Below are 22,361 nucleotides of genomic sequence, written 5' to 3'. Positions count from 1 at the left end.
AAACCTACATTCACGTCAGTGGAATCGTCGGTCTGCTGTAAGCTCGACGACTGTCGGGAAGTTGGGCTGTCACACTCGCCATGAGCCAGCCAGCGTACACGCTCGAGTCTGTTCCCACGCCGGCGGTGGTCATCGATCTGCCGACGGTGCGACGGAATATTGCTCGGCTGGCGGAGTACTGTCGGCGGCAGGGGCTGGGGCTGCGGCCACATACCAAGACGCACAAGTCGTTGTTCATGGCGCAGCTTCAGATGCAGGCTGGCGCGATCGGGCTTACCGTCGCCAAGGCCGGGGAAGCGGAAGTGATGCGACAGGCCAGCCAGGACGTTCTGGTGGCGTATCCGGCGCTGGACGCGGCGCGCTGCCGGCGTCTGGCGGAGCTTGCGGCCGATGGCACGATGGTGCGGGTGGCGGTCGATTCGACCTTCGCCGCCGATGTCATCGCCGAACACGCCCGCCGGTACAACAGCCAGATCGGGATCCTGGTTGATCTGGATGTTGGCTTTCATCGCACGGGGGTGCAGTCGCCAGAGGCGGCGACGCAATTGGCGCGGCACGTCAGCCGCACGCCAGGCCTGCGGCTGGATGGCATCATGATCTATCCCGGCCACGTTCACGAACCGGCCGACCAGCAGGGCGACGTTCTGCGCGGCATCAGCCAGCTTCTGATCCACACGATCGAGCAATGGCATCGCGCGGGATTGGAGACGAAAATCGTCTCCGGAGGATCGACGCCGACGGCCTGCCAGTCGCACCTGATTCCACAGCTCACGGAAATTCGCCCCGGGACGTACATCTACAACGACACGAATTACATGCGTGGCGGGTACTGTGGGGTTGAGGATTGTGCCGCCCGCGTGGTGTGCACGGTGGTCAGCGACGCCGTGCCGGGCAAGTTCGTCATCGACGCCGGGAGCAAGGCGCTTACCAGTGACCGCAACTGGAAAGATCCTGACAGCGGTTTCGGCCACATTGTGGAATACGCGCAGGCGAAGATCACGCGGCTGAGCGAGGAGCATGGCGAGGTCGATGCCTCGCGATGCGACCGCCGGCCGAAGCTTGGCCAGCGGGTAACCGTGATCCCCAACCACATCTGCCCGTGCATCAACCTGCATGATGCGGTGTGGCTGAAGGACGAGAATGAAACAACCCTGCGCCGCCTGCCCGTGGATGCGCGGGGTCGGGTGAGTTGATGATACAGAGGCAGCCGGTCACAGAGTCGCGCAGGACACGCAGAAGGCTCAGTGAATGAAGCAGGTGGAAGCGTTCTGCGTTTCCGCTGGCCCTGTGGCGGAGAATCAACAGGAGCTTGATATGAAGATACGAGACGCCAAAGAATGCAGGTTTGATCTGGTTTCACTGGGGGAGTGCATGATCCGTCTTTCGCCGCCGCAGCACGGGCGAATCGAGTTTTCTCCGGTGCTGGAAGTATGGGTGGGGGGCGGGGAGTACAACGTGGCGTACGCGCTGTCGCGGCTGGGGCTGCGGACGGGGTGGATCGGCGGGCTGAACAGCTCGCCGATGGGCGCGATCATCCGCAATCATGCGCGTGCGGTGGGCATGGACGTCAGCTATGTGGTGGAGCGCAAGTACGACGGGGTGGGCAAGAAGGACCGAATCGGGCTGAATTTCACCGAAGTCGGCGTTTCCAAGCGCGCCAGCGTTACGCTCTACGACCGCGGGCACTCCGCCACCGCAGGCATCAAGCCCGGAGAAATCAACTGGAACAAGCTTTTCAAGCAGGACGGCGTGCGATGGCTGCACACCGGCGGAATCTTCGCCGCACTCAGTGAGAATACGCGCCAGGTCGTCGCCGAAGCCGTCAAGGCCGCGCACGAGGCCGGAACGATCGTTTCTTACGACCTGAACTTCCGTTCCAAGCTGTGGACCAGCCAGGAAGCGATCGCTACCACCAAGCCGCTGGTGCCGTACATCGACTGCCTGATCGGCAATGAAGAGGACTTCCAGAAAGTGCTCGGCTACGAGGCCGAGGGCGTGGACGTGGAGAAGGCCGGCAGCCTGGACGTCGGCCCGTTCAAGAAAATGGTTGAGCGGGTGGTGAAGGATTTCAAGAACATCAAGGTGGTGGGCACGACGCTGCGGGGCGTGAAAACCGCGACGGTGAATGACTGGTCGGCGATCATGTGGACCGAAGGCCAGTTCTACGACGGTCCGAAGTATGAGAACCTGGAGATCGAGGACCGGGTCGGCGGCGGCGACGGCTTCGCCAGCGGGTTCATCTACGGCTTCCTCACGGGCAAAACGCCACAGGAATGCGTCAATCTGGGCGTGGCTCATGGCGCGCTGCTGATGAGCACGATGGGCGATACCAGCCAGATCACGCTGGAAGAGCTGCTGCACATCGCTGGCGGCGGCAGCGCGAGGATCAAGCGCTAGCGCTTTGGCCGCCGACCCCCTTCGGCATCCGCTGCATCGCACTCATGGTGATGCCCTGCCTCGATGAGACAGACCCGGACTTGAAGTGTCTGTCCCGTCGGGCAGGGCATCGCCAATAATGCGCACCGTCGCCTGGCGCACCGTTGGTCAGGCGAGGTAGGCCTTCTTCTTTCGCCCGCTCAGGTAGCTTTCCATGATGCACGAGGCCAGTTCGGAGCTGCTGGTATAGAAGGCGACGCCCCTGGTCAGCTTCGTGAGTTGATCGACAAAGCCGACCCAATCCATGCCCCAGTAGTCCTCGATCAGCGCGAAAGTGGAGATGCGGCATCCCTCGCGAACCGCCAGCACCGCTTCTTTGAGTGTTGCGATGGTGCTGCGTTTGTCCGGCGGATACAGCAGGTAGACGAAATCGCCCTCGACATGAGCGGTGGGCTGCCCGTCGGTGACGATGAAGATCTGCTTGTTCTCGCTGGTGCGTTTCTGAAGGATTCGCCGGGCGAGCTGTAGCCCCATGTGCAGGTTGGTGAAGTGCTGCGGGGCCTTGTCGAGCTGGTGGATCGGCACGCGCAGGCGAACCTGGTAATCGTAGATGGTGACCGGTTTGGGCATCGCCAGCGGAAGCATGATCTCCGGGATCTTCGACGCGCCGGAGTAGAACCCGACGAAGTCCAGAGAATCCTGCGGAAACCGCCCGCGGACCAGCGCCTGCATCGCCATCGCGACTTTCTTGGCGGCCAGGAATCGACCATAGCGCATCATCGACCCGGACATGTCCAGCAGCACGACCGTCGAGCAACTGGTGGTGCCCTCGTGCAGGTGAAGCTCGAAGTCGTGCTCGTCGAATCGGATCTTTGACTTGCAGTCCTGGAGTTGCGAGCGGTCCGGCAGCCCGTGGCGCGCCAGCGCGTTGCGAAGGGTCTGGTGCAGATCCAGCTCGCTCACCGGGTCGCCATACTCATAGGGCTTGGTGCCCTCGATGCGTTCGCCGCCCAGGCCGGCGGTGATCTTTTCGTGGCCTTCACGTTGTCCCTGACGGAGATTGGCGAAAACCTCCAGCAGGGCCTTGCGCTGCATGCGGCTGATGGCGCGCGGGGTGAGTCGGAGTTTGCCCTTGCCGTCCTTGTCGAACATGCCTTCCTGGAGCAGTTGCTCGAGCATCTCAGATTGCTCGGGCTTGTCCGGGTCGTTGAGCATCTGCTGAATCGCCTTCAGCGCCTGTTCCCCATGCTGCATGATGAACTGCATGAGCTGGTCGAAGCTGAACAGCTTATCCTGCGTGGGGAACTCCGAGCCGTCGTATTCGCCGTAGTAGTATTTCATCGCGGGCCATTGTATCCCCCGGATCAGCACGTGCAGAAGGAAATCTTGAACCGCGGTGCGGGGGCACCTATCATCCGGGCTTTGGATCCGGCAGCCAGCCAATGACTTCCACGATGACACCCGCCTCCCAGCCTCAGCCGCCGCAGACACGTATCACGATTCACCAGACGTTTGCGGAATTGCGCGCCCGGGGGCAAATCGGCTTGATGCCCTTCGTGCCGGCGGGGTACCCGGACCTGGCCACGACCGAGGCGCTATTGCCGGCGTTGCAGCGCGCCGGAGCCAACGTGATCGAGGTCGGCATCCCGTTCTCGGATCCGATTGCAGACGGGCCGGTGATTCAGGAAGCATTCACCGCGGCGCTGTCGCGCAAGCTGAAGCTGAACGAGGTCTTCACGACCATCGGTCGGGCGCGGCAGAGCGTCTCGATCCCGCTGGTGGCGATGGTCAGCTACAGCATCGTCTTCCGCTATGGCCTGGCGCGGTTCCTGAGCAATGCGAAGCTGGCGGGATTTGATGGGGTGATTCTGCCCGACCTGCCGCCGCCCGAGGCGCAGGGCGTGTGCGATCAGGTTCGTTCGGCGGGATTGGACACGATCCTGCTGGTGGCGCCGACGACACCGCCGCAGCGGCGGGCGCAGATCGCGGCGATGTGCAGCGGGTTCGTGTATTACCTGTCGGTGGCGGGCATCACCGGCGAGCGGCAGCAGCTTGCGGCGGACCTGCGGGAGAACGTCCGACAGCTCAAGAGTCTGACGGACCGTCCCGTGTGCGTCGGCTTCGGCATCTCCCGGGCCGAGCACGTCAAACAGTTATCGGAACTGGCCGACGGAGCGATCGTGGGCAGCGCGGTGGTCCGTCGGATCAAGGAACATGCCTCAAAGAGTCCCGAGTTGATTGGGCAGGCGGTGGCGGAGTACTGCCGGGAGCTGCTAAGCCTTGTGAGGTAAGAGGATTATCGGAGCAGGGCGCGGTTGCCAAGTCGGCCGCGCACTGCCGCAAACGCCTGCCGGTCGGGGACTGCGGTAGAAACAACGGCCATCCCTCTAACGACCCTAGAGTTAGAGTGTCCAATCCCATGGAGCCCAAGGCGAGCGAGCGAGCAACCGGGCCGTCGCACCGCGAGCAACCGGGGCAACCGTCCGACGGGCTGCTCGTGCGGCAGGTGCTTGCCGGGCAACGCGACGCCTTCGACGTGCTGATCCGTCGATATCAACGTCAGGCCGCCGCCGTCAGCTTCCGGCTCCTTGGGAACATGCAGGACGCCCTGGAGGTTACGCAGGATTCGTTCCTCAAGGCCTACACAAGTCTGGCCAGCCTCCAGAAGCCCGAGGCGTTCGGCGGCTGGCTGATGCGGATCGTCTCAAACCTGTCGCTGAACTATCGCCGCAGCCGAAAGGTCCGTTCGCAGCTCCCGCTGGATGATCTGCTGGGGCCGACCGATGCTCAGCAGGTTGACCCCGCCGCGGGAGGCTCCAGCGAATGGATGAGCCGGGATGATGATCCGGCGCATGCGCTGGAAAGCCGGGAGATGGGCAAGCGGCTCCAGGAGGCGTTGAATGAGCTGCCGGAGAAGCAGCGACTGGCCATCGTGCTGTTCGCAATCCAGCAGATGCCGCAGAAGGACGTGGCCGAGGCGCTGGGATGCAGCGTCGAGGCGGTGAAGTGGCACGTGTTTCAGGGCCGTAAGAAGCTCAAGGAGTTGCTCAAGGAACATTTGTGATTTGTGACTTTTGAACTTTGATTTGCGATCCGGGTGCCTCAGATCGCAAATCAAGCATCGGAACGGCTCATGACCCGCGAAGAACTTGAATACTCGATCAGCCAATACCTCGACGGCACATTGCCGCCGCTTCAGCGCGATGTGCTGGACGAGCGGTTGGCCAGCGACGCCGAGGCGCGGGCGATCCTGGCAGACTACCGGCGGCTGGACACGCTGCTGAAGACGCATCTGCCGGGAATGCCGCAGCTTGCCTGGGACCGGCTGGCGGACGAAATCTCACGTGCCGTCGCGGCGGAGGAACCGCCGGTTCGACATTTCTCGATCCGTGCCATCGGCTGGACGGCTCGTCTGGCGATTGCGGCGGCGGTGCTCATGGTTCTCAGCCTGGCGATTTTCTTCGCTCGCGGACCGCGGCACGAGGCCGGACCCGCGCCCCAAGGCATTGCCGTCGTTTCCGGGCCCCAAGTCGAACAATCCGCCGGACCCGTGGTCTCGCAGATCTCGATCGGACCCTCGCCGACGTTGGCGAATCAATGGCGCGGCGGCGAGGAGATCGTCTCCCGTCCGACCGTCGTGTTGATCGATCGGGTGAACACGGGCCAGGACACTGATTCGAGCTTATATTGACCGATGGGACACGAAGGCGCAAAAAGCGCCTCCATCATGGTGAAACCAGCAACAATGAGCCTTTGCGGGAATCCATCAGGCGACACTTGCGTGTCACGGGCGTCCCGACCGCGCGAGCAGAGCGCGCACGGGCGGGACGCCCGTGAAAAAGGCAGATTGGCCCGAGCAGGAGTCCATTGGCCGCGTCTTGACGCGCTTGCGGCAGCTTTCTCTTCATGCCTTGTGCTCGTTCTGCTCGTCAGCTCGGCTCTTGCCCAGAACAGCTCGGCCCTGATCAACGAGGCCCTGGACAAGGTCTTTCCGCTCGAGCTGAACACCACGCCCCTGCCCATCGCAATGCGCGCGATCGGCGAACAGACCGGCGTGCGCATCGAGGCCACGCCCAGTGTCTGGGAACTGCTCCCCTGGGGCGATCAGACCACCGTCACCGCCAAGATCGAGGGCAAGACGCTGCGCGAAGCGCTGGGCGATATCGCCCGCACACTGGGCCTCGTGGTCGTGCTCAAGGATGAAGCCGTCGAGCTTCAGCCGATGCCGGCGCTGGTGCGGCTGGGGCGGCGATCGACCGTCTCGGAACTGGTTGCACTGGATGTGCTGGCGTCAAATCCGCTTGCCCTGAACACCGAGCGCCCGACCCTGCGACAGCTCGCCGAAGCCGTCGATGCCAGGCTCGAAGCGATCGACGAAAACCTGAAGAAGGCGGGTAAAAAACCGCTGGGGCTGGCGATCGAGCTTCGCGTCGGCGACGCGGTTCGTTCAGATCAGACGATCTTCGTGCCGCGCAACGCCACGCTCGCCGAGGCACTGGAAGCGATCCCCAAAGAGACGCGCGCGACATGGCATCCCTGGGGCAAGAGCATTCTCATTCGCCCCAAGGAAGATCAGATCCGCGATCAGCTCTCCAAGACGATCACCATCCGCTACAACGGGGTGGAGATCGGTCAGGTTCTCAGTGAGCTTTCGCAGCGCAGCGGAGTGGAGTTCACGATCGAGCCTGGCGCCATACAGCGAATCCCAACTGAGTTCCGCACCGTTCGGCTCGTGCTGGACAACGCGACGATCAAGCAGGCACTGGAGAACATCGCCGGCTTCACCGGGCTGGGGTACGTCGTGAACGATGACGGGGTGTATATCTGGAACCAGCAGAACACGCCCGCCGGGCCGATGCGCGATCCGATTGTCGGCACCATCCGGCTGGACAATGGCATGGAAGTTTTTGTCCGGCAGTCGGAGGTCGCGCCGGACATGCTGGAGTACCTCCGTGCCCGCACGCAGCGTGAGCTGGGCCGGATCCGCCAGATGATGAGCGAAGAAGGCTTCCGTCCCACGACCCGTTCCAGCAGCACTGCGCCGAGTTCCCCGGACCTTTGAATCCGCCTTGCGGGGACAAATCCCTTCCCGGCACGCTCTCCGCGTCATTCCGCGGATTGATCAATCGCCTGAAGAAAATGCACTGGAAATCGTCCGAACCGGCCGGTCAACTGAAGCGTAACGCGCGGAAGACCAACCATGCCAAGACGCAAGCGGCCGGTGCTGGGGATCGATTACATCATCGACACCGATGGACGCGCGCAGTTTACCCGCGAGTATCTGCTGAAGCTGGGCACCTGCTGCGGCAACCAGTGCCGATATTGTCCCTACGAAAACAAGTGTAATGCGGAGGCGGAGACGGCTGCGCCAGCGGCTGCCGCAGCCGCTGTCGGTCACTCGGCTCGCGTGCAGGCGGTCAGTGGAAAATGACCGACCCGGCCCAATAAGCGACAAACGTGACCTTGCCGCTGTTCGGATCCGACTCCTCAAAACCGATAGCGATGTACGCCTGCTTGCCCGCCGAAAAGCCGCGGAACTCTGAGCCGCGCAGCGTCCGCAGCGTCGCCGGCTGAAGCTTGACCATCGCTGGCTGTGTCCGCTGGGGCCAGGCGATCGTGTACACTCCACGGTCATAAAGCATCTGGGCGGCGTTGGGCGGCCGCAGCAGCCGCTCCGGGTCGTTCAGGGGCATGTTCCCCGCGTGCAGGACCAGACCCGCCGACGCACGACGCGCTTCCAGCACGTACGGTCGCCCGCCGCGGCGCGAATCCAGTATCGAATGCGCGGCATCCGCGACCAGCACCGGCAATCCATCGATCACGGCGGGGATCGGCTCGCCACTGGATGAGTTATGGGACGTGCCTGAGGATGAGGCTCCGGCGCTGCGAGGGTCACACCCGCTGCAAAGCAACAGCACGCAGCTCACAAGTGTCAGCCCCAACAGGCATGTGCCGCCTGCGACCACCCTTTTGTTTCTTCGATTGTTCGTCACGTACGTCACCCCGCCGAACAGACGCCTCCGGTATGTCGGCACGATTACATTCGTGGTTTAGCTCACCTGAACAGTCGCCCCGGGCCGTCGCCGCTGGACGCGCCGCCGCACTTTTCCCGCCGCCTGCGAACCGATATCGTCTGCACCCGTGCACGAGCTGACTTCGATCCTGCTGAACATCCTGTTGCCGATCCTGATCCTCATCGCGCTGGGCGCGTGGTTGCGAATGCAATTCAACGTGGACCTGGGGACGCTGGGCAAGATCAACATCTACCTGTTCGTTCCCGGCTTTGTTTATCAGAAGGTGAGCACCAGCTCGCTGCCATGGAGCGACATGGGCGGGATCATGGTCATCACCGTCACGCAGGTGTTGGTGCTGGGGGCGGTGGTGTGGGGGCTGGGCAGGCTGCTGCGCGTCAACCGAATGACCCTGGCCGCCGTCGCCATCGCCGTCATGTTCTACAACAGCGGGAACTACGGGCTGCCACTGGCGGAACTGGCCTACCCGGGGCGCGACGGGGTGCCGGCCGCCAGCACCGCAACATCAGCCGACGGGCAGTCCACGGCCGGGCGCGGCGCACAGGCGAGCGGATCACCCCAGTCGCCCGTCGCCCAATCTGTAAAGAACGGCGGCGCCGTTCAGGCGTTTGTCGTGCTCACCCAGAACGTGCTGACGTTCACCGTCGGGCTGAGCATCGCGGCCTGGGCAGGGGCGGCCAGGTGGACCGAGATCTTCACCAAAATCTTCCGCCTGCCCGTGCTGTATGTGCTGGCTTCGGCACTGCTGACGCGGTGGCTGATCAACGGCGATGCGTCGAAGCTGCCGATCTTCATCGCCAAGCCCGCCGAGTACCTGGCCGCCGGGCTGGTCCCCGTCGCCCTGGTCACGCTGGGCGCGCAGCTCGCCGCCAATCCCCGCTGGCCACGTTGGAGACCCATCGCCTTCGTGCTGGTGCTGCGACTGATTTTCGGCCCGATCCAGATGCTCACCATGCTCTGGGTCTTCCACAAGCTGGGAATCAAGGCGCTGGATCTCTGGCCCTGGCCGGCGGAGCTGCTCATCCTCACCGCCGCCGTCCCTACCGCGGTCAACACGCTGCTGATCACGCTGGAGCTGGAAGGCGACGCCGAGCTGGCCGCCGACTGCGTCTTCTGGACCACCATCTTCTCATGCATCACGATCGTCGGCTGGCTGCTGCTGCTGCGGGCGTGGTTCTGAGCGGCGAGCCGCCATAGAATACCGACCGAGGACGCGATGAGCCGCACGGCCAGGACAGAGTCGACGCTTCAGATCACAGGCCTCGCCAGGCAGAAGGTTGCCGCCCTGCGACGGCACGCCCAGTCGCTTGGGATGACCGCCGAGCGCTATGCCAGGGAACTGATCGAGCGGGGATTGTCGCTAGAGCGTCTGGCACGCAGCAGCTCGTTTGAAGAGTTGTTCGCCGCGGTGCAGGCGAGGTTCCGTACGAGCGGAATAACCGAGCAAGACCTGGACAAGCTCGTGGATCGGGCTCGCACCCGTCACCACAGGCGCTCGTCGAGAAAGCGCCGATGAGCAGTGCGCAAACGCGGATTCGCGCCGTTATGGATACCAATACGGTGCTGCGCGGACTCGTCTCCAGTTCATCAGCAGCCGCCAGGGTGCTTCGCGCTGCGGAACAGCGCCGCTTCATTCCATTGCTTAGCAAGCCAGTGCTCGACGAGCACAGGGCCGTTTTAAGCGATGAGGAACTTTGCCGGCGGTTTCCGCAGATTACTGCCGAGCTCGTCGAGGTGACGATTCGTCGGCTGCGTTTCGTGGGCGACTATGTCCGACATCCTCGCGCCTCTTTCCAATTCCGGCGCGATCCACGGGACCAGAAATTCGTCGAACTTGCCATTGCCATGCACGCCACGCATGTCGTCAGCCTGGACGAAGATCTGCTGTCTTTGCCCATCGGCCAGACGGATGCGAGCCGGAGATTTCGGCGACGCTTGCCTCAGGTGAAGGTGCTCGACCCGGGGCAATTCCTGCTGGAAATCGCCACGACTCCGAGGGGCTGGGCCAGACCAGAAGACGCCTCCTGAGGCCTCCGGGAGGTTGCGCCTTCACCTGGCCCGCTGGTATTCCGGCCTTTGGGACAGCAGCACGAGCCTGGCCCACCAGCGCATGAGCTGGACTGAGAGGTACGCCACGGGTAACAGGAGCAGCAGCAGGGCGGCGGGCCTCCAGCCGACGTAGCCGGCGACGAAACTGGCGTCGTAAACGATCAGCCACAGCAGCCCGGCCAGCATCAGGTTCCGCCCCGCCGCGCGGTAGTTGACCCGCATGCGATAGATCCATACCGCGATGATCGCAAACGCGATGATCGCGATTGCCGGCCACAGCAGGCCAGGCGTGACCCACAGGCTCTGGACGAAACCTGTGCCCAGTCGCTGCTGCCGCCGCCAGTAGACCAGCCCGATGCACATCGCATCGACGATCGCCAGTCCTCCCAGCACCGCCCACCAGTGCAGTCGGGTCAGCCGCGGGCGTTTCTGTTCCAGGGCATAGCAGATGGTCGAGAGGATCGCGACGTGATTGAGCAGCAGCAGCGGATGCCACAGCAGCGGCAACTGCGGTGCGGGGATCGTGGCGTGGAAGAAGCGGATCAGTCCCAGCGTCAGCAGCCCCGGCGCCACCAGGTACTTGCCGGCAAAGTCGTAGAACGTGATCAACGCCGCCGTCCAGATCAGCAGCATAAAACCCAGCGGCCCGGGCGAACGGAATCGCGCCAGGTACGCTCCGGCGACGATCGCCGCCAGAACCAGCAGCGCGCACACCACGTGCGCGGCCAGCACGCCGATGCGCCCGCTGGGCAGCGGACGATCCGAAGCGATCTGCGTATCCCGTCGGCGGTCGATGATGTCGTTCAGGCTCATCCCGTATCCGTACAGTCCGATCGAAACGATCGCCACCGCCAGCATCCGCCCCACGCTGAGGTAATCCAGATAGCTTGTCTGAGCCTGCTGGGCGTTCCACTGGGCCCACAGCAGCACGGCGCAGAAGCTGTCGGCGATGGCGGTGAAGACCAGCGCCATCCGCGTGAGCTGAAGCACTGAGAGCAGCCGATGTGAAAACCCGACCGGCATCCGCGATGAAAGATATCGCGCGGAAGCCTCCAGGGGGAGAAGGGAACAAAGGACCGAGGTTACAGGTCGCCGTGGTCGAGCCCCTGGCAGCCCATCTTCCGCAGACTTCTCCCGTTCCAGCCACGTCCCGGCTAAGCTATCGGAATCATGAGCACTCAGGTACCCAAGCCGACGATGGCGCCCGGGGATCTGCCGCCGGATGCCAAGATCGGAATCGTCGCCGCCCGATTCAACGGGGCGATCGTGGACGAATTGCTGGCCGGCTGTCTGCGTCGGCTGGCGGAGCTGAACGTCGTGGAGACGAACATTCAGGTGCATCATGTTCCCGGCGCCTTCGAGTTACCGCTGGCGGCCAAGCTGATGGCTCGGACCCGGCGATTTGATGCGATCATCTGCCTGGGCTGCGTGATTCGCGGCCAGACGCCGCACTTTGACTATGTGGCCGGCGAATGCGCCCGCGGGATTCAGCGTGTGGCGCTGGATGAGACGGTGCCGGTGATCTTCGGCGTGCTGACGACCAACACCGAGCAGCAGGCGCGCGAGCGTGCCGGCGGATCGCACGGCCACGCGGGCCAGCGCGCCGCCGACGCCGCCGCCGAGATGATCGTCCTGGCTCGAACCCTGCGGAAGTATTCATAACCCGCAAGCGAGAGCATCGGCATGTTCAGGTGCTTGATACGCGAAGCAGAACCAACCAAGCCGTGAAACTGTCCAGGGGCAGCATCGGATTGGTCCCCGCTCGGCCGACAGTCCTGGCGATGATAGTGCTGATCGCGGGGGCGATCGTGATCGCCGTCTCTCGGCTTCATACCTACCACCAGCCGTTGGATTGGGACATCGCCACCTACGCGGTCATTGGGCACGAACTGGTCAATGGCGAGCGGTTGTATTTGGATGCCTGGGATGTCAAGCCGCCGCTGCTGTATGCGACGTACGCTCTTGCCGAGCGCATCACGGGGTATGGGTTCGCTCAGGTCTATCTGCTGGCGGTGGTTTCGGCGGTGGGGACGATGCTGGGGGTGGCACGGGCGGGTTGGGCGCGAGGCGCGGCGGCGGGCGGCATTGCGGCAGCGGCACTGGCGATCGTCGGTGGCGATATGGCGCTGGACGCCAACCGCCCCAATACCGAATCGTTCATCAATGCAACCCTGGCCTGGGCGATGGCATTGCTGCTCAGTGCCGATCATCGCCTGGGGCGATATGGACTCATCGGGCTGCTGTGCGCCGCGGCATCGCTTTACAAGCAGGTAGCCCTGGCGCCGGCGGGGCTGATGCTCCTGGCCCACGTGCTGTTCCCGCCCGCGGGAATCTCCCGCCGGCGGGCGCTGGGGCAGGCGGGGATCGTCGCGGCGACGATCGCGGCGGCGTGGGCACTTACCCTCGCTTACTTTGCCGTGACGGGGCGAGGCCGAATCTTCTGGCTCACCGCGTTCGTGTACCCCGGATACTATGGCGGCAGTCTGCTTCAGAACCTCCTGCGCGCGGTTCATCCGGCGCGGCTGGCGCCGGCGGCGATGTATACGCTGTTGCCATGCGCAGCGCTGGCGCTGCCGGCGATTCTTTTTCCGCCGGGCAACTCCCGGCAGCGGCGGGAGCTGGCGATTCTGGTGGCGCTGATCGCGGGCACATTCCTGGCCATCGCGCTGCCGGGGCAGTTTTTCACACATTACTATCAACTCTGGCTGGTGCCGGCGACAGTGGCGGCGGGGTGGGGCGCGGCGGCATTGCGACAGCGGCTGGCGTCGCGGCCGGGGCGAGGGTGGCTGGCGCAGCTTGCGGTGGCGGTGGCGCTGGGGGGGATGGTTGTGCTTCAGGCGCCGGCTTACCGGATCCCGCCCGAGCAATGGGCCGAGAGGAATTACGGCCCGGTGCATGCCTGGCTTCAGCCGCATGCTCGTGAGCTGGCGGCGCTGTTGCCGCCGGGGCAGACGTTCTTCCAGTGGGCCGACGAGCCGTGGCTGTATTTTGTTGCCGGGCGGCGTGCGCCGGCGGCGGCGCTGTGGCGGGCGCACACGATCGCCGGTCCGCAAGCGCCGTGGCTGACGGCGCGAACGCTCCAGCAGCTCGCCCAGGATCCCCCGGCCATGGTCGTGGTCTGGGGGCCCAATCCGGCGGACCTGGATCATCCCATCGCCCGCTGGATCGCCGAACACTATGAGCCTCTGGACCACAAGTTCCGCGACGAGCTGGTTTTTCTCCGCCGGCGGGAGGGGAATTGAGTCCTGGCTGCGGGATCTGCCGCCGAGCAGGCTCGCCCGCGACGCGGCCGGCTCGGGCGACGGTTGCTGTGCTCGGTGACGGTCCTATACTGTGTTGCACGGATGTTGGACCGATGTTGAATCGACGCAAGACACGAGAGCTGGCGCTGCAACTGCTGTTCGTGTGGGATGCGCACGGCGGAGACGTGGACGAGCAGATGCTCCAGCAACTGACCCACGAGGCCAGCGACGACCCGACGATCCGCCAGCAGGCGCTTGAAATGGCGCGCGGCGCCTGGCAGAACCGCCAGGTCGCCGATCAATGGGTCGAGCGGCTGGCGCCGCAGTGGCCCCCCAGGCGCCAGCCCGGCGTCGATCGGTGCATCCTGCGACTGGCGATTTGGGAACTGACCCACACCAACACCCCGCCGAAGGTCGTCATCGATGAAGCCATCGAGCTGGCCAAGCGGTTCTCGACCGAGAACAGCCCGGCGTTTGTAAATGGGGTGCTGGATGCGGTGTTGAAGGAAATCAAGGTATTGAAAGAAGGGATTGAACCACGAAGACACGAAGACACCAAGGCCTGATGATCAGGGCCGGTAATCGCTGGGTGTCATCGCGGTCTGATGGTTCATCGGTTGTATGGGGTTTTTTTCCAAGACACTCGACAAGCTCAAAGGCGCGCTGAAGAAGACGGCGCAGGTCCTGAATACGGACGTGCGCACGCTGTTCATCCCCGGGCGGCAGATCGACGAGGCGTTCCTGGCGGAAATGGAGGAGAAGTTCATCCGCGCCGACATGGGGGTGAAAAACGTCGAGAAGCTGGTAAGTGAGGTTCGCGAGCGCTGGCGGCTGGGCAGGATCCGCAACGGCGCCGACGCCGAGGCGACGATCAAGGCCGAAATGCTCGCCGGCTGGGGTCCGCCCGAAGAACGCGAACTGCGCTTTGCGCCGTCGGGGCCGACGGTGATCCTGGTTGCCGGCATCAACGGCGCGGGCAAAACCACCAGCATCGCCAAGCTCGCCTGGCTGTTGAAGAACCAGGCCAACAAGAAAGTGATTGTCTGCGCCAGCGACACGTTCCGCGCCGCGGCGGTGGATCAGCTTACGATCTGGGCCGAGCGGATCGGGGTGGAGATCATCAAGCACAAGATGGGCGCGGACCCGGCGGCGGTGGCATACGACGCGTGCGAGGCCGCCAAGGCGCGCGGGGCGGATGTGCTGATCGTCGATACCGCCGGGCGACTGCACACCCAGGAACACCTCATGCGCGAGTTGACCAAGATCCGTGATGTGGTCGCCAAACGCATTGAAGGCGCCCCACATGAAGTCCTGCTGGTCCTGGATGCCACCACCGGACAGAACGCGATCCTCCAGGCGCAGAACTTCAACCGCGCGATCCATGTGACCGGAATCATCCTGGCCAAGCTCGACGGCACGGCCAAGGGGGGCGTGGTGCTGGCGATCCGCGACCAGCTCAAGATTCCGGTGAAGTTCGTCGGGCTGGGCGAAACGCCGCAGGACATCGAAACGTTCGATCCGCAGCGGTTCGTCGATGCCCTGTTTGGAGGCACGTGAACAGATCCCTCTCGGCAGTCCTCGTCCCGCGACTGGGCAGGGGGCCTGAGCGCGCAGGATCCACCGATGGGGCGCGTCTGGCCCGAGTCTATGTTATCGAAGCGCTGGCTGCGGTCGCCGCCAACCTGCTGACCCTGGGCATCTTCTTTTTCACGAGTGTCCGCTTCGGATGGTCGCTGTGGCAGAACCTGATGCTGTCGGCGGCGATGGGAGCGCTGTATACCCTCAGCGCGCTGTCGGCTCATCCACTGACGCAGCGATTCGGTCGCATCGGGCCGCTGACCGCCTGTTTTGTGGTCATGTCTGTGGCGACGCTGGTGGCGGCGGCGATTCCCACGCCCCTGGTGGTGACGATCGTATTGCTGATCGACATCACCCTGGGCACGGTCTGCTGGCCGATCCTGGAGAATCTGGTCTGTGCCGGACAAATCCCGCCGCAGGAGCTGTCCCGGCGACTGTCGATCTACAACCTGGTGTGGGCGGGAATCAGCGTGGCGATCGTCGCGGTCAACGGGCTGATCATCGAGCACTGGCCCGCCGGGGTGTTCGTGGTGTCGGTGCTGGCCAGCGGCCTGGCGGGGCTGATCGCCTGGTTCGGAGGCGTGGATGTGTCGGCGGCGGGGGACTCGTCCGAACTATCATCCGGCAGACACGCCGATCCCGAGCCGCAACTTCTCCGCCAGCGACTCACCGCGTTGTGGCTGGCCCGCGTGTCGGTGCCAGCGATGTATGTGGTCACGTTCGCGCTGGCGGCGATGATGCCCCTGCTGCCGCTGGTGCAGAGCTATCGTCCGGCGATGCAGACTGTCTTATGCAGTGTGTGGCTGGCGGTGCGGTGGGTGGCGTTTTTGGCGCTGGGAGCGACGACGTTCTGGCACACGCGCCCGCGTCTGCTGCTGGGCGCCGCCGCGGCACTGCTGGTGGCGTTTGTGTTGATCACGGTTCGACCCAGTGAGCTGCTGCCCGGGATGACGGCCGGCGCCGAGGTCATCGACCTGGCCGGGCTGATTCTCGGACAGGTGCTGCTGGGCATCACCACTGGACTGATCTACATGGCCAGCCTGTATTTTGGCATGGTCCTGACCGAGGGCAGCGCCCGCAGTGGCGGGTATCATGAGGCGATGATCGGGATCGGGATGACGCTGGGTCCGGCGACGGCGCTGGCGACGCAGGCGCTTTGGCCGGGGCAGCAGCGCCCCGCGGTTGCTGCCGTCGCCAGCCTCATCGCCGCCAGCATCGTGCTGGCCAACATTGCCGCCTTACATCTTCGCCGCCGGCAGGGTTAGAATGCCACACGACCTCAACCAGGACACGACAAGTATGACGGGCAACGTCATCAGCCGCTTCAACGTCCTCAGGCTCATCTTGGTGTTTGTGCTCGGCGCCGGATTTCTGGTCGGATCGGGCGGGTGCACCGTCACCGATCGTCAGGTGATCTCGCAGGCCGCCAACGTCCACAAGGAGCTGGAGCCGGCGGTGATCAGGGATCCGGTGCTGGCCAATTATCTTCAGGAGGTTGGCGATCGGATCGTGCGCGCGGCGCAGGAGCTGAGCCGCGAGGGCTTTGGCCCCAAGAGCCACAAGTCCGGGGAGGACACGTCGTGGATGTACCAGGACATGCAGTTTCACCTGGTCAACAGCAAGACGCTGAACGCATTCACGACCGGCGGCAAGCACATGTACATCTACACGGAGCTGATGCAGCATTGCCGCACGGAGGATGAGCTGGCGGCGGTGATGGCGCACGAGTACGCGCACGTGTACGCGCGACACGTGAAAAAGGGCATGGAGAGGCAGTACACGATGCTGGGGATCGCCGCGGGCGCGGGAATCGCCGGCGCAGCGGCGGGATACCAGGCGGACGACACCGAAGGCGCCCTGACCTACGGCTCGATCGCCGCCGGCGCCGCCCTGGCCGCAGGGCAGTTCATCGGCATGGGCTACACCCGCAAAGACGAAGACGAGGCCGACAAGCTGGGGTTCTGGTTCTACTGCCGTGCCGGCTGGGATCCGCACCAGTTCGCCGGATTCTTCCAGACCCTGATCGACAAGGGCTACGACAAGACACCGGAGATCATGAGCGATCACCCGAAGCTGTCGCATCGCGTGGCGGCGACGCGGGGGCGAATCAAGCAGTTGCCGCCGGATGCGGAGCGGTGGCGTCGTCCGCCGGTCGCCGATCCCAGACGCTTTGCTGAGCTGAAGGAGCGTGCGGCGCGTGTCGGCAAGAGCATGCCCAATGATCAGTCGCTTCAGCAGGCGCAGCTTCTGCTCGCGGCATTTCCCAGTTGCGTGACGCCGGAAGATCAACCCGAGCAGAAGCGGGCAAGAAGTATCGTTGCCAGGGCGATCCAGCAGGCCAAGCGAAAGTAACACCTCCAGGCGCCAACGGATGCGGTTGGTGCCACAGGCCGCACGTTGATCCGCCGCCGTGCACGAGAAGTGGCGTGTTGTGCGGTATAATCGCCGGCAATGCCCGGGGAATTCGACTTGATTTCGTGGATCTGCGCGCAGCAGCGGGCTACGGAGCTCGTGCGCGTTCCCGCGGGTGATGATCTGGCTATTCTGAAGTGGGACGCGCAGGATCTGCTGCTGGTCGGGACCGATCAGGTGCTGGATGGCGTGCACTTCGACTCCAGGATTCACTCCGCGCGGCAGATCGGTCGTAAGGCGATGAACCGCAACCTCAGCGACTGCGCCGCGATGGCCTGTCTGCCTGCCGCCGCCGTGGCGACTGTCGCTGTTGCGCGCGGGACAGGCATGGAGTATGCAAGAGAACTGTACCTTGGCATCGCAGAAGCGGCGGATGCGTTCGCCTGCCCGATCGTCGGCGGGGATACGGCATCGTGGGACGGTCGGCTCGTGGTGACGGTTTCGATCCTCGGACGCAGCGCGGGCATCGAGCCGGTGAGGCGCAGCGGCGCCCGGCCCGGAGACTTCGTCTATGTGACCGGTCCGCTGGGAGGCAGCCTGCTGGGGCGGCACATGAGCTTTGAGCCGCGCATCGCGCTGGCCCGGCAGCTTGTGAGCCTGGCCCCGGTCAGCTCGATGATCGACCTGAGCGACGGGCTGTCCCGCGATTTGCGGCACATCTGCCAGCAGAGCAAAGTCGGCGCGGTCATCTACGCGGAGCAGATTCCGATCCATGACGATGCGGTCGCCCTTGGCATGCGAGATGGAACGCCTGCGCTGGAACATGCCCTGCATGACGGCGAAGATCACGAGCTGCTGTTGACCAGTCCGCATGAATTCGCGCCGACGATCGCGAAGCGCATCGGGCGCATCGTCGCGGAGCCGGGAATCTGGCTGGAAAAGGACGGGAAGCGCCAGCCTCTGGAACCCAGGGGCTGGGAGCATACCTTTTGACGATGCTGCAATCCTACAGCTCTCACAGTGTTGGCCAGACCGAGCAGATCGCCGCCGAGCTGGCCGCGACGCTTCGTGGCGGCGAGTGCATCGCGCTGGAAGGGGATCTTGGCGCGGGCAAGACGCAATTCGTGCGCGGATTGGTCAAGGGCCTGGGAGGAAATCCGCATCAGGTCAGCAGCCCGACATTCGTTCTGCTCAATGTTTACGAGGATACGCGGCTGAAGGTCTTTCACCTCGATGCGTACCGCATCCGATCTGCCGAGGACTTCGAGGCGATCGGATTCGCCGAATTGCTGGAGCAGGGCGGTGTGGTGGTGGTGGAGTGGGCCGAGAAGGTGCGGGAGCTTCTGCCGAGCAGCCAACGCATTGACGTGAAGATCACCATAACGGGCCCGCGGAGCCGGCGAATCGAGATCGATCGCAGCCGTGAGGCCAGTCGGGCGATCGACTCGTAAGAAACGGCGGCCTGGCGTCCCCCCCGGGCGCCAGATCGCCGAATTACTTCCTTTGACGGTCAGGTGGTTCGTTTCTGCTGCGGCAGCCAGGCGGCGTCGTCTTGGGCGCCAGCCGGTCGAGGTCGCAGCAGGCTCACCGCCGTGCCGATCGCCAGAAGCGCAAACGAGGCGACGACAGAGAGGATGCCCCAGTTTTTCAGCGAGCGCGGCAGCAGTTCGCCGACGCCGCGACCGGTTCGATCCGCCGTGGCTACGATGGTCTCGATGATGCGAGCCGGGCTGTGGCCCAATCCTGCTGCGGCCAGGCACATCGAAGCCGCGATGCCAAAGTAAACGTGACGATGTATCAGCAGCCCGTGCAGGTAGACCAGGGCGGCGGCCAGCAGCGTCAGTCGCAGCGGCGAGATCGGCACGTCCTGTATCGCGAACAGCAGGCTGGACGTGTGTTCAGTGGCGAGGATGATGGCCAGGGCCGGCAAAAGCAGTTGGCTGCGCATGCGCGTGCTCAGGCTGCCGACGTGCCGGTCTGCCATGCCGATCGCCGCCGACAGACCCAGCAACACAGGCGCGAGGTTGGCCTGGGCCCATCTCACGTTATAGACCCAGTTGCTGGTGCACAGATGCGCCAGGATGGAGATGCTGACCAGCACGACGAACGTGCCGACCAGCCTGCGATGCCGCGTTTGATCGGCCCCGCGCGTCAGCAGCACGTGCAGCAGCGGGATCAGCCCCACGATCCACCACATCCCGTAGATGGCCAGTGCCGGCACGGCGCCATTGCGCCCGATGGAGATCTGCTTGAAAACGCCGGGGATCGCCAGCAGCAACACCATCTGGATCAGGATCAGCGGGTATCGACGGTCGGCGATGGACAGCCCCAGCCCGCGAAAGACCATGGCCAGTTTCACGGCTGCCAGTGCAAGCAGCGCCGCGTTTACCGCCGTGCCCATCGGCAGGTCGAAGCTGAAGACCTCCGAGTTGAGAAAGCCTGCATCGACCAGGAAGAAGGCTTCGAGCACGAACAGGGTGGTGGCGTCGCGCATCAGTCCGCGGCAGGCCAGAAACACTCCCACCGCAATCAGCACGAACTCATAGAGGTTGAGGGTGAAGATCAGAATCAACAGGTTGGCCACGGGCAGGGGGCTCCAGTCCAGGGAATTGTTCAGCGTGAAAAGCCCGGCCAGCATGCACAGGCCGCTGAGCAGGTAGAACGGGTTGCATCCCGCAGGCGATGGCGGCGGGCCGGCCGGGCGGTACAGCAGTGCGACGGGCGGATCGAGGGTTGGCGTTGGTGTGTGACGAGCGGTGTGAGGGTGATCGTCGTTCATATCCGGTCTCCGCTGGTGGGTGGCAGAGGCGCGTGCGGTGGCGGGTCGGCGCGTGCCCACGAACGTAGACACGTCGCTGCGCACCGCCTCCGCCGATGCAGCGCCTTGCCCTGGTGATCAGATCCGAGACACCCCGCGGCCCGGAATCACCGGCCCCCTTTGCCGCGGGAACGAACGAGCAGGTCTTATGTAATTCTCAGGCGGCTTGAGTGCACCTCCTTCCGTTTTTCTCTCGAGCCGCCCGCTCGTCCGTCCACCGGATATGTACGGATGGATGATTGCTGTATAGGGATCGGGACAGAGTTCCGCGGGCAGAGGGACCCCCAGAACCAATCAGGAGCATGGGAAGCTGCCGGTTCAACTCAGCACCCTTAACCGGATTCTCCCGCGCCCCTGGCGCAACGCCAAGAAAAATCCGCTTCAGGAGACGGGAAGGAAAAGGAGTATGCCGGATATGACTCAAGTACCTTCGATTTTTGATCATGGTGGGCTGGTTTACAGAAGGGCGGATCGGTATATTGGACGCTGGTTCGATTTTCGATCTTGAGGTTCGGACCATACCTGTCGAAGAAAACACGAGCAGCGCGTCGCCGCGCACAACCGCCGCAACGGGGGTCGTACACCGCCGCGCAGGGGTGGAATCGGTCTGCCGATGCCTCGGTTGTCCGTCTCGCGGCACGCGGGTGATGGTCTTGAGCGTGAGCTGGCGCGCCCGGGGCGATGGATCGCCGCAGCACGGCACGCACGGCGGGCGCAGATCCTGATGTGGCAGCGAGGTGAAGGGCTATGGATCCTCAATCGAGCAGGGCGGCGGAGACGGGGACGTCGGAACGTGGGTTGAGACTGAGTTACAAGTTCCAACGACTGCGGGAGAAGCTGCGCGCCGCCATCTCCTCGGGAGAACTCAGCGGCAAACTCCCCGGCGAGCGGCAGCTCGCCAAACGCTTCCACGTCAACGCCAAGACGCTCAGCAAGGCACTGACGGACCTGGCCGCCGAGGGTCTGCTGGATCGCAGCATCGGTCGCGGGACATTCGTCCGCCCGCGCGGAACGCAGGCCGATGCCAGCAGCGAGGCGGCCTGGCGCGCGGCCACGACGGGCGAGCGGTGGCTGGCGATCTGCGACCCGGCGCAGCTCAACTGCGGTCTGCTCCAACACCTGCGGCAGGTGAATCCCAATCTTCAAATCGTCACTGACACCAGCTCGCTTCGCCCAAGTTTTCTGAGCCCGATGAGGGCCGTGATCGATCTGTCACCGCGCACGCCCGATGCGTTCATCCGTGACCTGATCGTTCGGGGAATCGCGGTGGTGATCGTGGATCGCGAACCCTCGACGTATTCGGTGAATGCGGTGCTGATCGACCGGGCGCTGGCGGCGGCGCACCTGAGCCGCGATCTGATGCTGCTGGGACACCGGCGTTTTCTGACAGTGGAGCGGCGAGGCCAGACGTGCCTGGCGGATGCCATTCGCCGAACCGCGCAGCGTGTGGCGCCGGACGTAACGGTGGATGGCGCTTTTGCCAGCGATGCCCTGGCGGCGGTGCAGAACAATGGGATCACGGCCATCGTGTGCGACTCGTCCGCCGCCGCCGCCCAAGTCCGCGACGAACTGACGCGGCACAACATCGACGTGCCGGGACATGTGTCGCTGGCGGCGGTGGGCAGCGGCCAGCCCGGCGACTGCCCGTGCAGCGGGTACTTCATCTCCGAACAGCAGGAGGCGCAGACCGTCGCGCAGGTGCTTCGCGAATCGCAGCTCAGGCGTCCGACGACGCTATGGCTGACCGGGCAGTTCGTCGATGCCGGCACGATGGCCCCGCCTGCACGGGTGTTTCTGCCCTCCGATCGCGATCAGCCAGGCGCACAGGTCCAGCCACACGCCGCGCAGGTCCGCCTGAGCGGCGCGCCGGCATGACGGTGCGGCCGTCGGAGTAACCGCGACATATCGCGCCGC

General features: G+C 64.3%; 23 protein-coding genes. 19 read left to right on the top strand and 4 right to left on the bottom strand.

Translation table 11 applies throughout. The annotated features are described in order from the left end of the window. Positions 1–80: 80 nt before the first annotated feature. Positions 81–1,193 carry an alanine racemase gene (locus tag ACQS5P_RS07440; protein WP_428940264.1) on the top strand — a complete coding sequence of 371 codons (1,113 nt, stop codon included), beginning with the start codon at positions 81–83 and terminating at the stop codon, positions 1,191–1,193. A gap of 121 nt (positions 1,194–1,314) precedes the next feature. After that, a complete protein-coding gene (locus ACQS5P_RS07435; protein WP_428940263.1) occupies positions 1,315–2,397 on the top strand; it encodes a sugar kinase in 1,083 nt (360 codons plus the stop codon). Positions 2,398–2,544: 147 nt separating this feature from the next. Here the strand turns inward: ACQS5P_RS07435 and ACQS5P_RS07430 are convergent, their stop codons facing one another. Then, positions 2,545–3,717 carry a VWA domain-containing protein gene (locus ACQS5P_RS07430; RefSeq protein WP_428940262.1) on the bottom strand — a complete coding sequence of 391 codons (1,173 nt, stop codon included), beginning with the start codon at positions 3,715–3,717 and terminating at the stop codon, positions 2,545–2,547. A 113-nt stretch (positions 3,718–3,830) separates the two neighbouring features. Here ACQS5P_RS07430 and trpA point away from each other — a divergent pair, with 113 nt between their 5' ends. From trpA to ACQS5P_RS07405, 5 genes are all read left to right on the top strand, one after another. After that, complete coding sequence (gene trpA / locus ACQS5P_RS07425) at positions 3,831–4,667, top strand: tryptophan synthase subunit alpha (protein WP_428940261.1); 837 nt, start codon at positions 3,831–3,833, stop codon at positions 4,665–4,667. 128 nt (positions 4,668–4,795) lie between these two features. Further along, positions 4,796–5,440, top strand: coding sequence for an RNA polymerase sigma factor (locus tag ACQS5P_RS07420; RefSeq protein WP_428940260.1), 645 nt, complete (start codon positions 4,796–4,798; stop codon positions 5,438–5,440). Positions 5,441–5,509: 69 nt separating this feature from the next. Continuing rightward, positions 5,510–6,067 carry an anti-sigma factor family protein gene (locus ACQS5P_RS07415; RefSeq protein WP_428940259.1) on the top strand — a complete coding sequence of 186 codons (558 nt, stop codon included), beginning with the start codon at positions 5,510–5,512 and terminating at the stop codon, positions 6,065–6,067. 222 nt (positions 6,068–6,289) lie between these two features. Further along, positions 6,290–7,438, top strand: a complete 1,149-nt coding sequence (locus ACQS5P_RS07410; protein ID WP_428940258.1) for a hypothetical protein — start codon at positions 6,290–6,292, stop codon at positions 7,436–7,438. A gap of 138 nt (positions 7,439–7,576) precedes the next feature. Beyond that, a complete protein-coding gene (locus ACQS5P_RS07405) occupies positions 7,577–7,807 on the top strand; it encodes a DUF5522 domain-containing protein (RefSeq protein ID WP_428940257.1) in 231 nt (76 codons plus the stop codon). Here ACQS5P_RS07405 and ACQS5P_RS07400 read toward each other — a convergent pair. Then, positions 7,794–8,198: a hypothetical protein gene (locus ACQS5P_RS07400; protein ID WP_428940256.1), complete on the bottom strand. Its 405-nt coding sequence runs from the start codon at positions 8,196–8,198 to the stop codon at positions 7,794–7,796. The two genes, ACQS5P_RS07405 and ACQS5P_RS07400, sit on opposite strands and share 14 nt — an antisense overlap. A gap of 319 nt (positions 8,199–8,517) precedes the next feature. On the opposite strand from ACQS5P_RS07400, the gene ACQS5P_RS07395 reads away from it, so the two are divergent. The 3 genes from ACQS5P_RS07395 to ACQS5P_RS07385 are packed head-to-tail and all read left to right on the top strand — an operon-like array spanning position 8,518 to position 10,436. After that, positions 8,518–9,588 (top strand): AEC family transporter, encoded by a 1,071-nt coding sequence (locus ACQS5P_RS07395; RefSeq protein WP_428940255.1) that lies wholly within the window; start codon positions 8,518–8,520, stop codon positions 9,586–9,588. A 36-nt stretch (positions 9,589–9,624) separates the two neighbouring features. Further along, the gene (locus ACQS5P_RS07390; protein WP_428940254.1) at positions 9,625–9,924 is read left to right on the top strand and encodes a hypothetical protein; all 300 of its coding nucleotides are present in this window, start codon (positions 9,625–9,627) and stop codon (positions 9,922–9,924) included. Continuing rightward, positions 9,921–10,436: a putative toxin-antitoxin system toxin component, PIN family gene (locus ACQS5P_RS07385; RefSeq protein ID WP_428940253.1), complete on the top strand. Its 516-nt coding sequence runs from the start codon at positions 9,921–9,923 to the stop codon at positions 10,434–10,436. Before ACQS5P_RS07390 ends, ACQS5P_RS07385 begins: the two co-directional genes overlap by 4 nt. 21 nt (positions 10,437–10,457) lie before the next feature. Here ACQS5P_RS07385 and ACQS5P_RS07380 read toward each other — a convergent pair whose 3' ends face one another. Next, the gene (locus ACQS5P_RS07380; protein WP_428940252.1) at positions 10,458–11,447 is read right to left on the bottom strand and encodes a UbiA family prenyltransferase; all 990 of its coding nucleotides are present in this window, start codon (positions 11,445–11,447) and stop codon (positions 10,458–10,460) included. A 180-nt stretch (positions 11,448–11,627) separates the two neighbouring features. Between ACQS5P_RS07380 and ribH the strand changes: the two genes are divergently transcribed. The 8 genes from ribH to tsaE all read left to right on the top strand — a co-directional run bounded on the left by ribH (position 11,628) and on the right by tsaE (position 19,080). After that, complete coding sequence (gene ribH / locus ACQS5P_RS07375) at positions 11,628–12,119, top strand: 6,7-dimethyl-8-ribityllumazine synthase (RefSeq protein WP_428940251.1); 492 nt, start codon at positions 11,628–11,630, stop codon at positions 12,117–12,119. Between the two features lie 119 nt (positions 12,120–12,238). Further along, positions 12,239–13,699, top strand: a complete 1,461-nt coding sequence (locus ACQS5P_RS07370; RefSeq protein ID WP_428940250.1) for a hypothetical protein — start codon at positions 12,239–12,241, stop codon at positions 13,697–13,699. 113 nt (positions 13,700–13,812) lie between these two features. Beyond that, positions 13,813–14,265: a transcription antitermination factor NusB gene (nusB, locus tag ACQS5P_RS07365; protein WP_428940249.1), complete on the top strand. Its 453-nt coding sequence runs from the start codon at positions 13,813–13,815 to the stop codon at positions 14,263–14,265. Between the two features lie 55 nt (positions 14,266–14,320). Next, entirely contained in the window at positions 14,321–15,256 is a 936-nt protein-coding gene (gene ftsY, locus ACQS5P_RS07360) for a signal recognition particle-docking protein FtsY (RefSeq protein WP_428940248.1), read from the top strand. Then, a complete protein-coding gene (locus ACQS5P_RS07355; RefSeq protein ID WP_428940247.1) occupies positions 15,253–16,542 on the top strand; it encodes a hypothetical protein in 1,290 nt (429 codons plus the stop codon). Before ftsY ends, ACQS5P_RS07355 begins: the two co-directional genes overlap by 4 nt. Before the next feature lie 34 nt (positions 16,543–16,576). Next, on the top strand, positions 16,577–17,629 hold the full coding sequence (locus tag ACQS5P_RS07350) for a M48 family metalloprotease (protein ID WP_428940246.1): 1,053 nt from the start codon (positions 16,577–16,579) through the stop codon (positions 17,627–17,629). Between the two features lie 99 nt (positions 17,630–17,728). Then, entirely contained in the window at positions 17,729–18,622 is an 894-nt protein-coding gene (locus tag ACQS5P_RS07345; protein WP_428940245.1) for a thiamine-phosphate kinase, read from the top strand. Positions 18,623–18,624: 2 nt separating this feature from the next. Next, entirely contained in the window at positions 18,625–19,080 is a 456-nt protein-coding gene (tsaE, locus tag ACQS5P_RS07340; RefSeq protein ID WP_428940244.1) for a tRNA (adenosine(37)-N6)-threonylcarbamoyltransferase complex ATPase subunit type 1 TsaE, read from the top strand. A gap of 59 nt (positions 19,081–19,139) precedes the next feature. Here the strand turns inward: tsaE and ACQS5P_RS07335 are convergent, their stop codons facing one another. Continuing rightward, positions 19,140–20,408, bottom strand: a complete 1,269-nt coding sequence (locus tag ACQS5P_RS07335) for a hypothetical protein (protein WP_428940243.1) — start codon at positions 20,406–20,408, stop codon at positions 19,140–19,142. 786 nt (positions 20,409–21,194) lie between these two features. Between ACQS5P_RS07335 and ACQS5P_RS07330 the strand changes: the two genes are divergently transcribed. Continuing rightward, entirely contained in the window at positions 21,195–22,322 is a 1,128-nt protein-coding gene (locus ACQS5P_RS07330; RefSeq protein WP_428940242.1) for a GntR family transcriptional regulator, read from the top strand. The last annotated feature ends 39 nt before the right edge of the window (positions 22,323–22,361 follow it).

The organism is Fontivita pretiosa (genome assembly GCF_050410795.1).
Lineage (GTDB): Bacteria > Planctomycetota > Phycisphaerae > Tepidisphaerales > Tepidisphaeraceae > Fontivita > Fontivita pretiosa.
The sequence above is the reverse complement of the archived record's forward strand: the minus strand, read 5'-3'. Positions and strand labels throughout refer to the sequence as shown.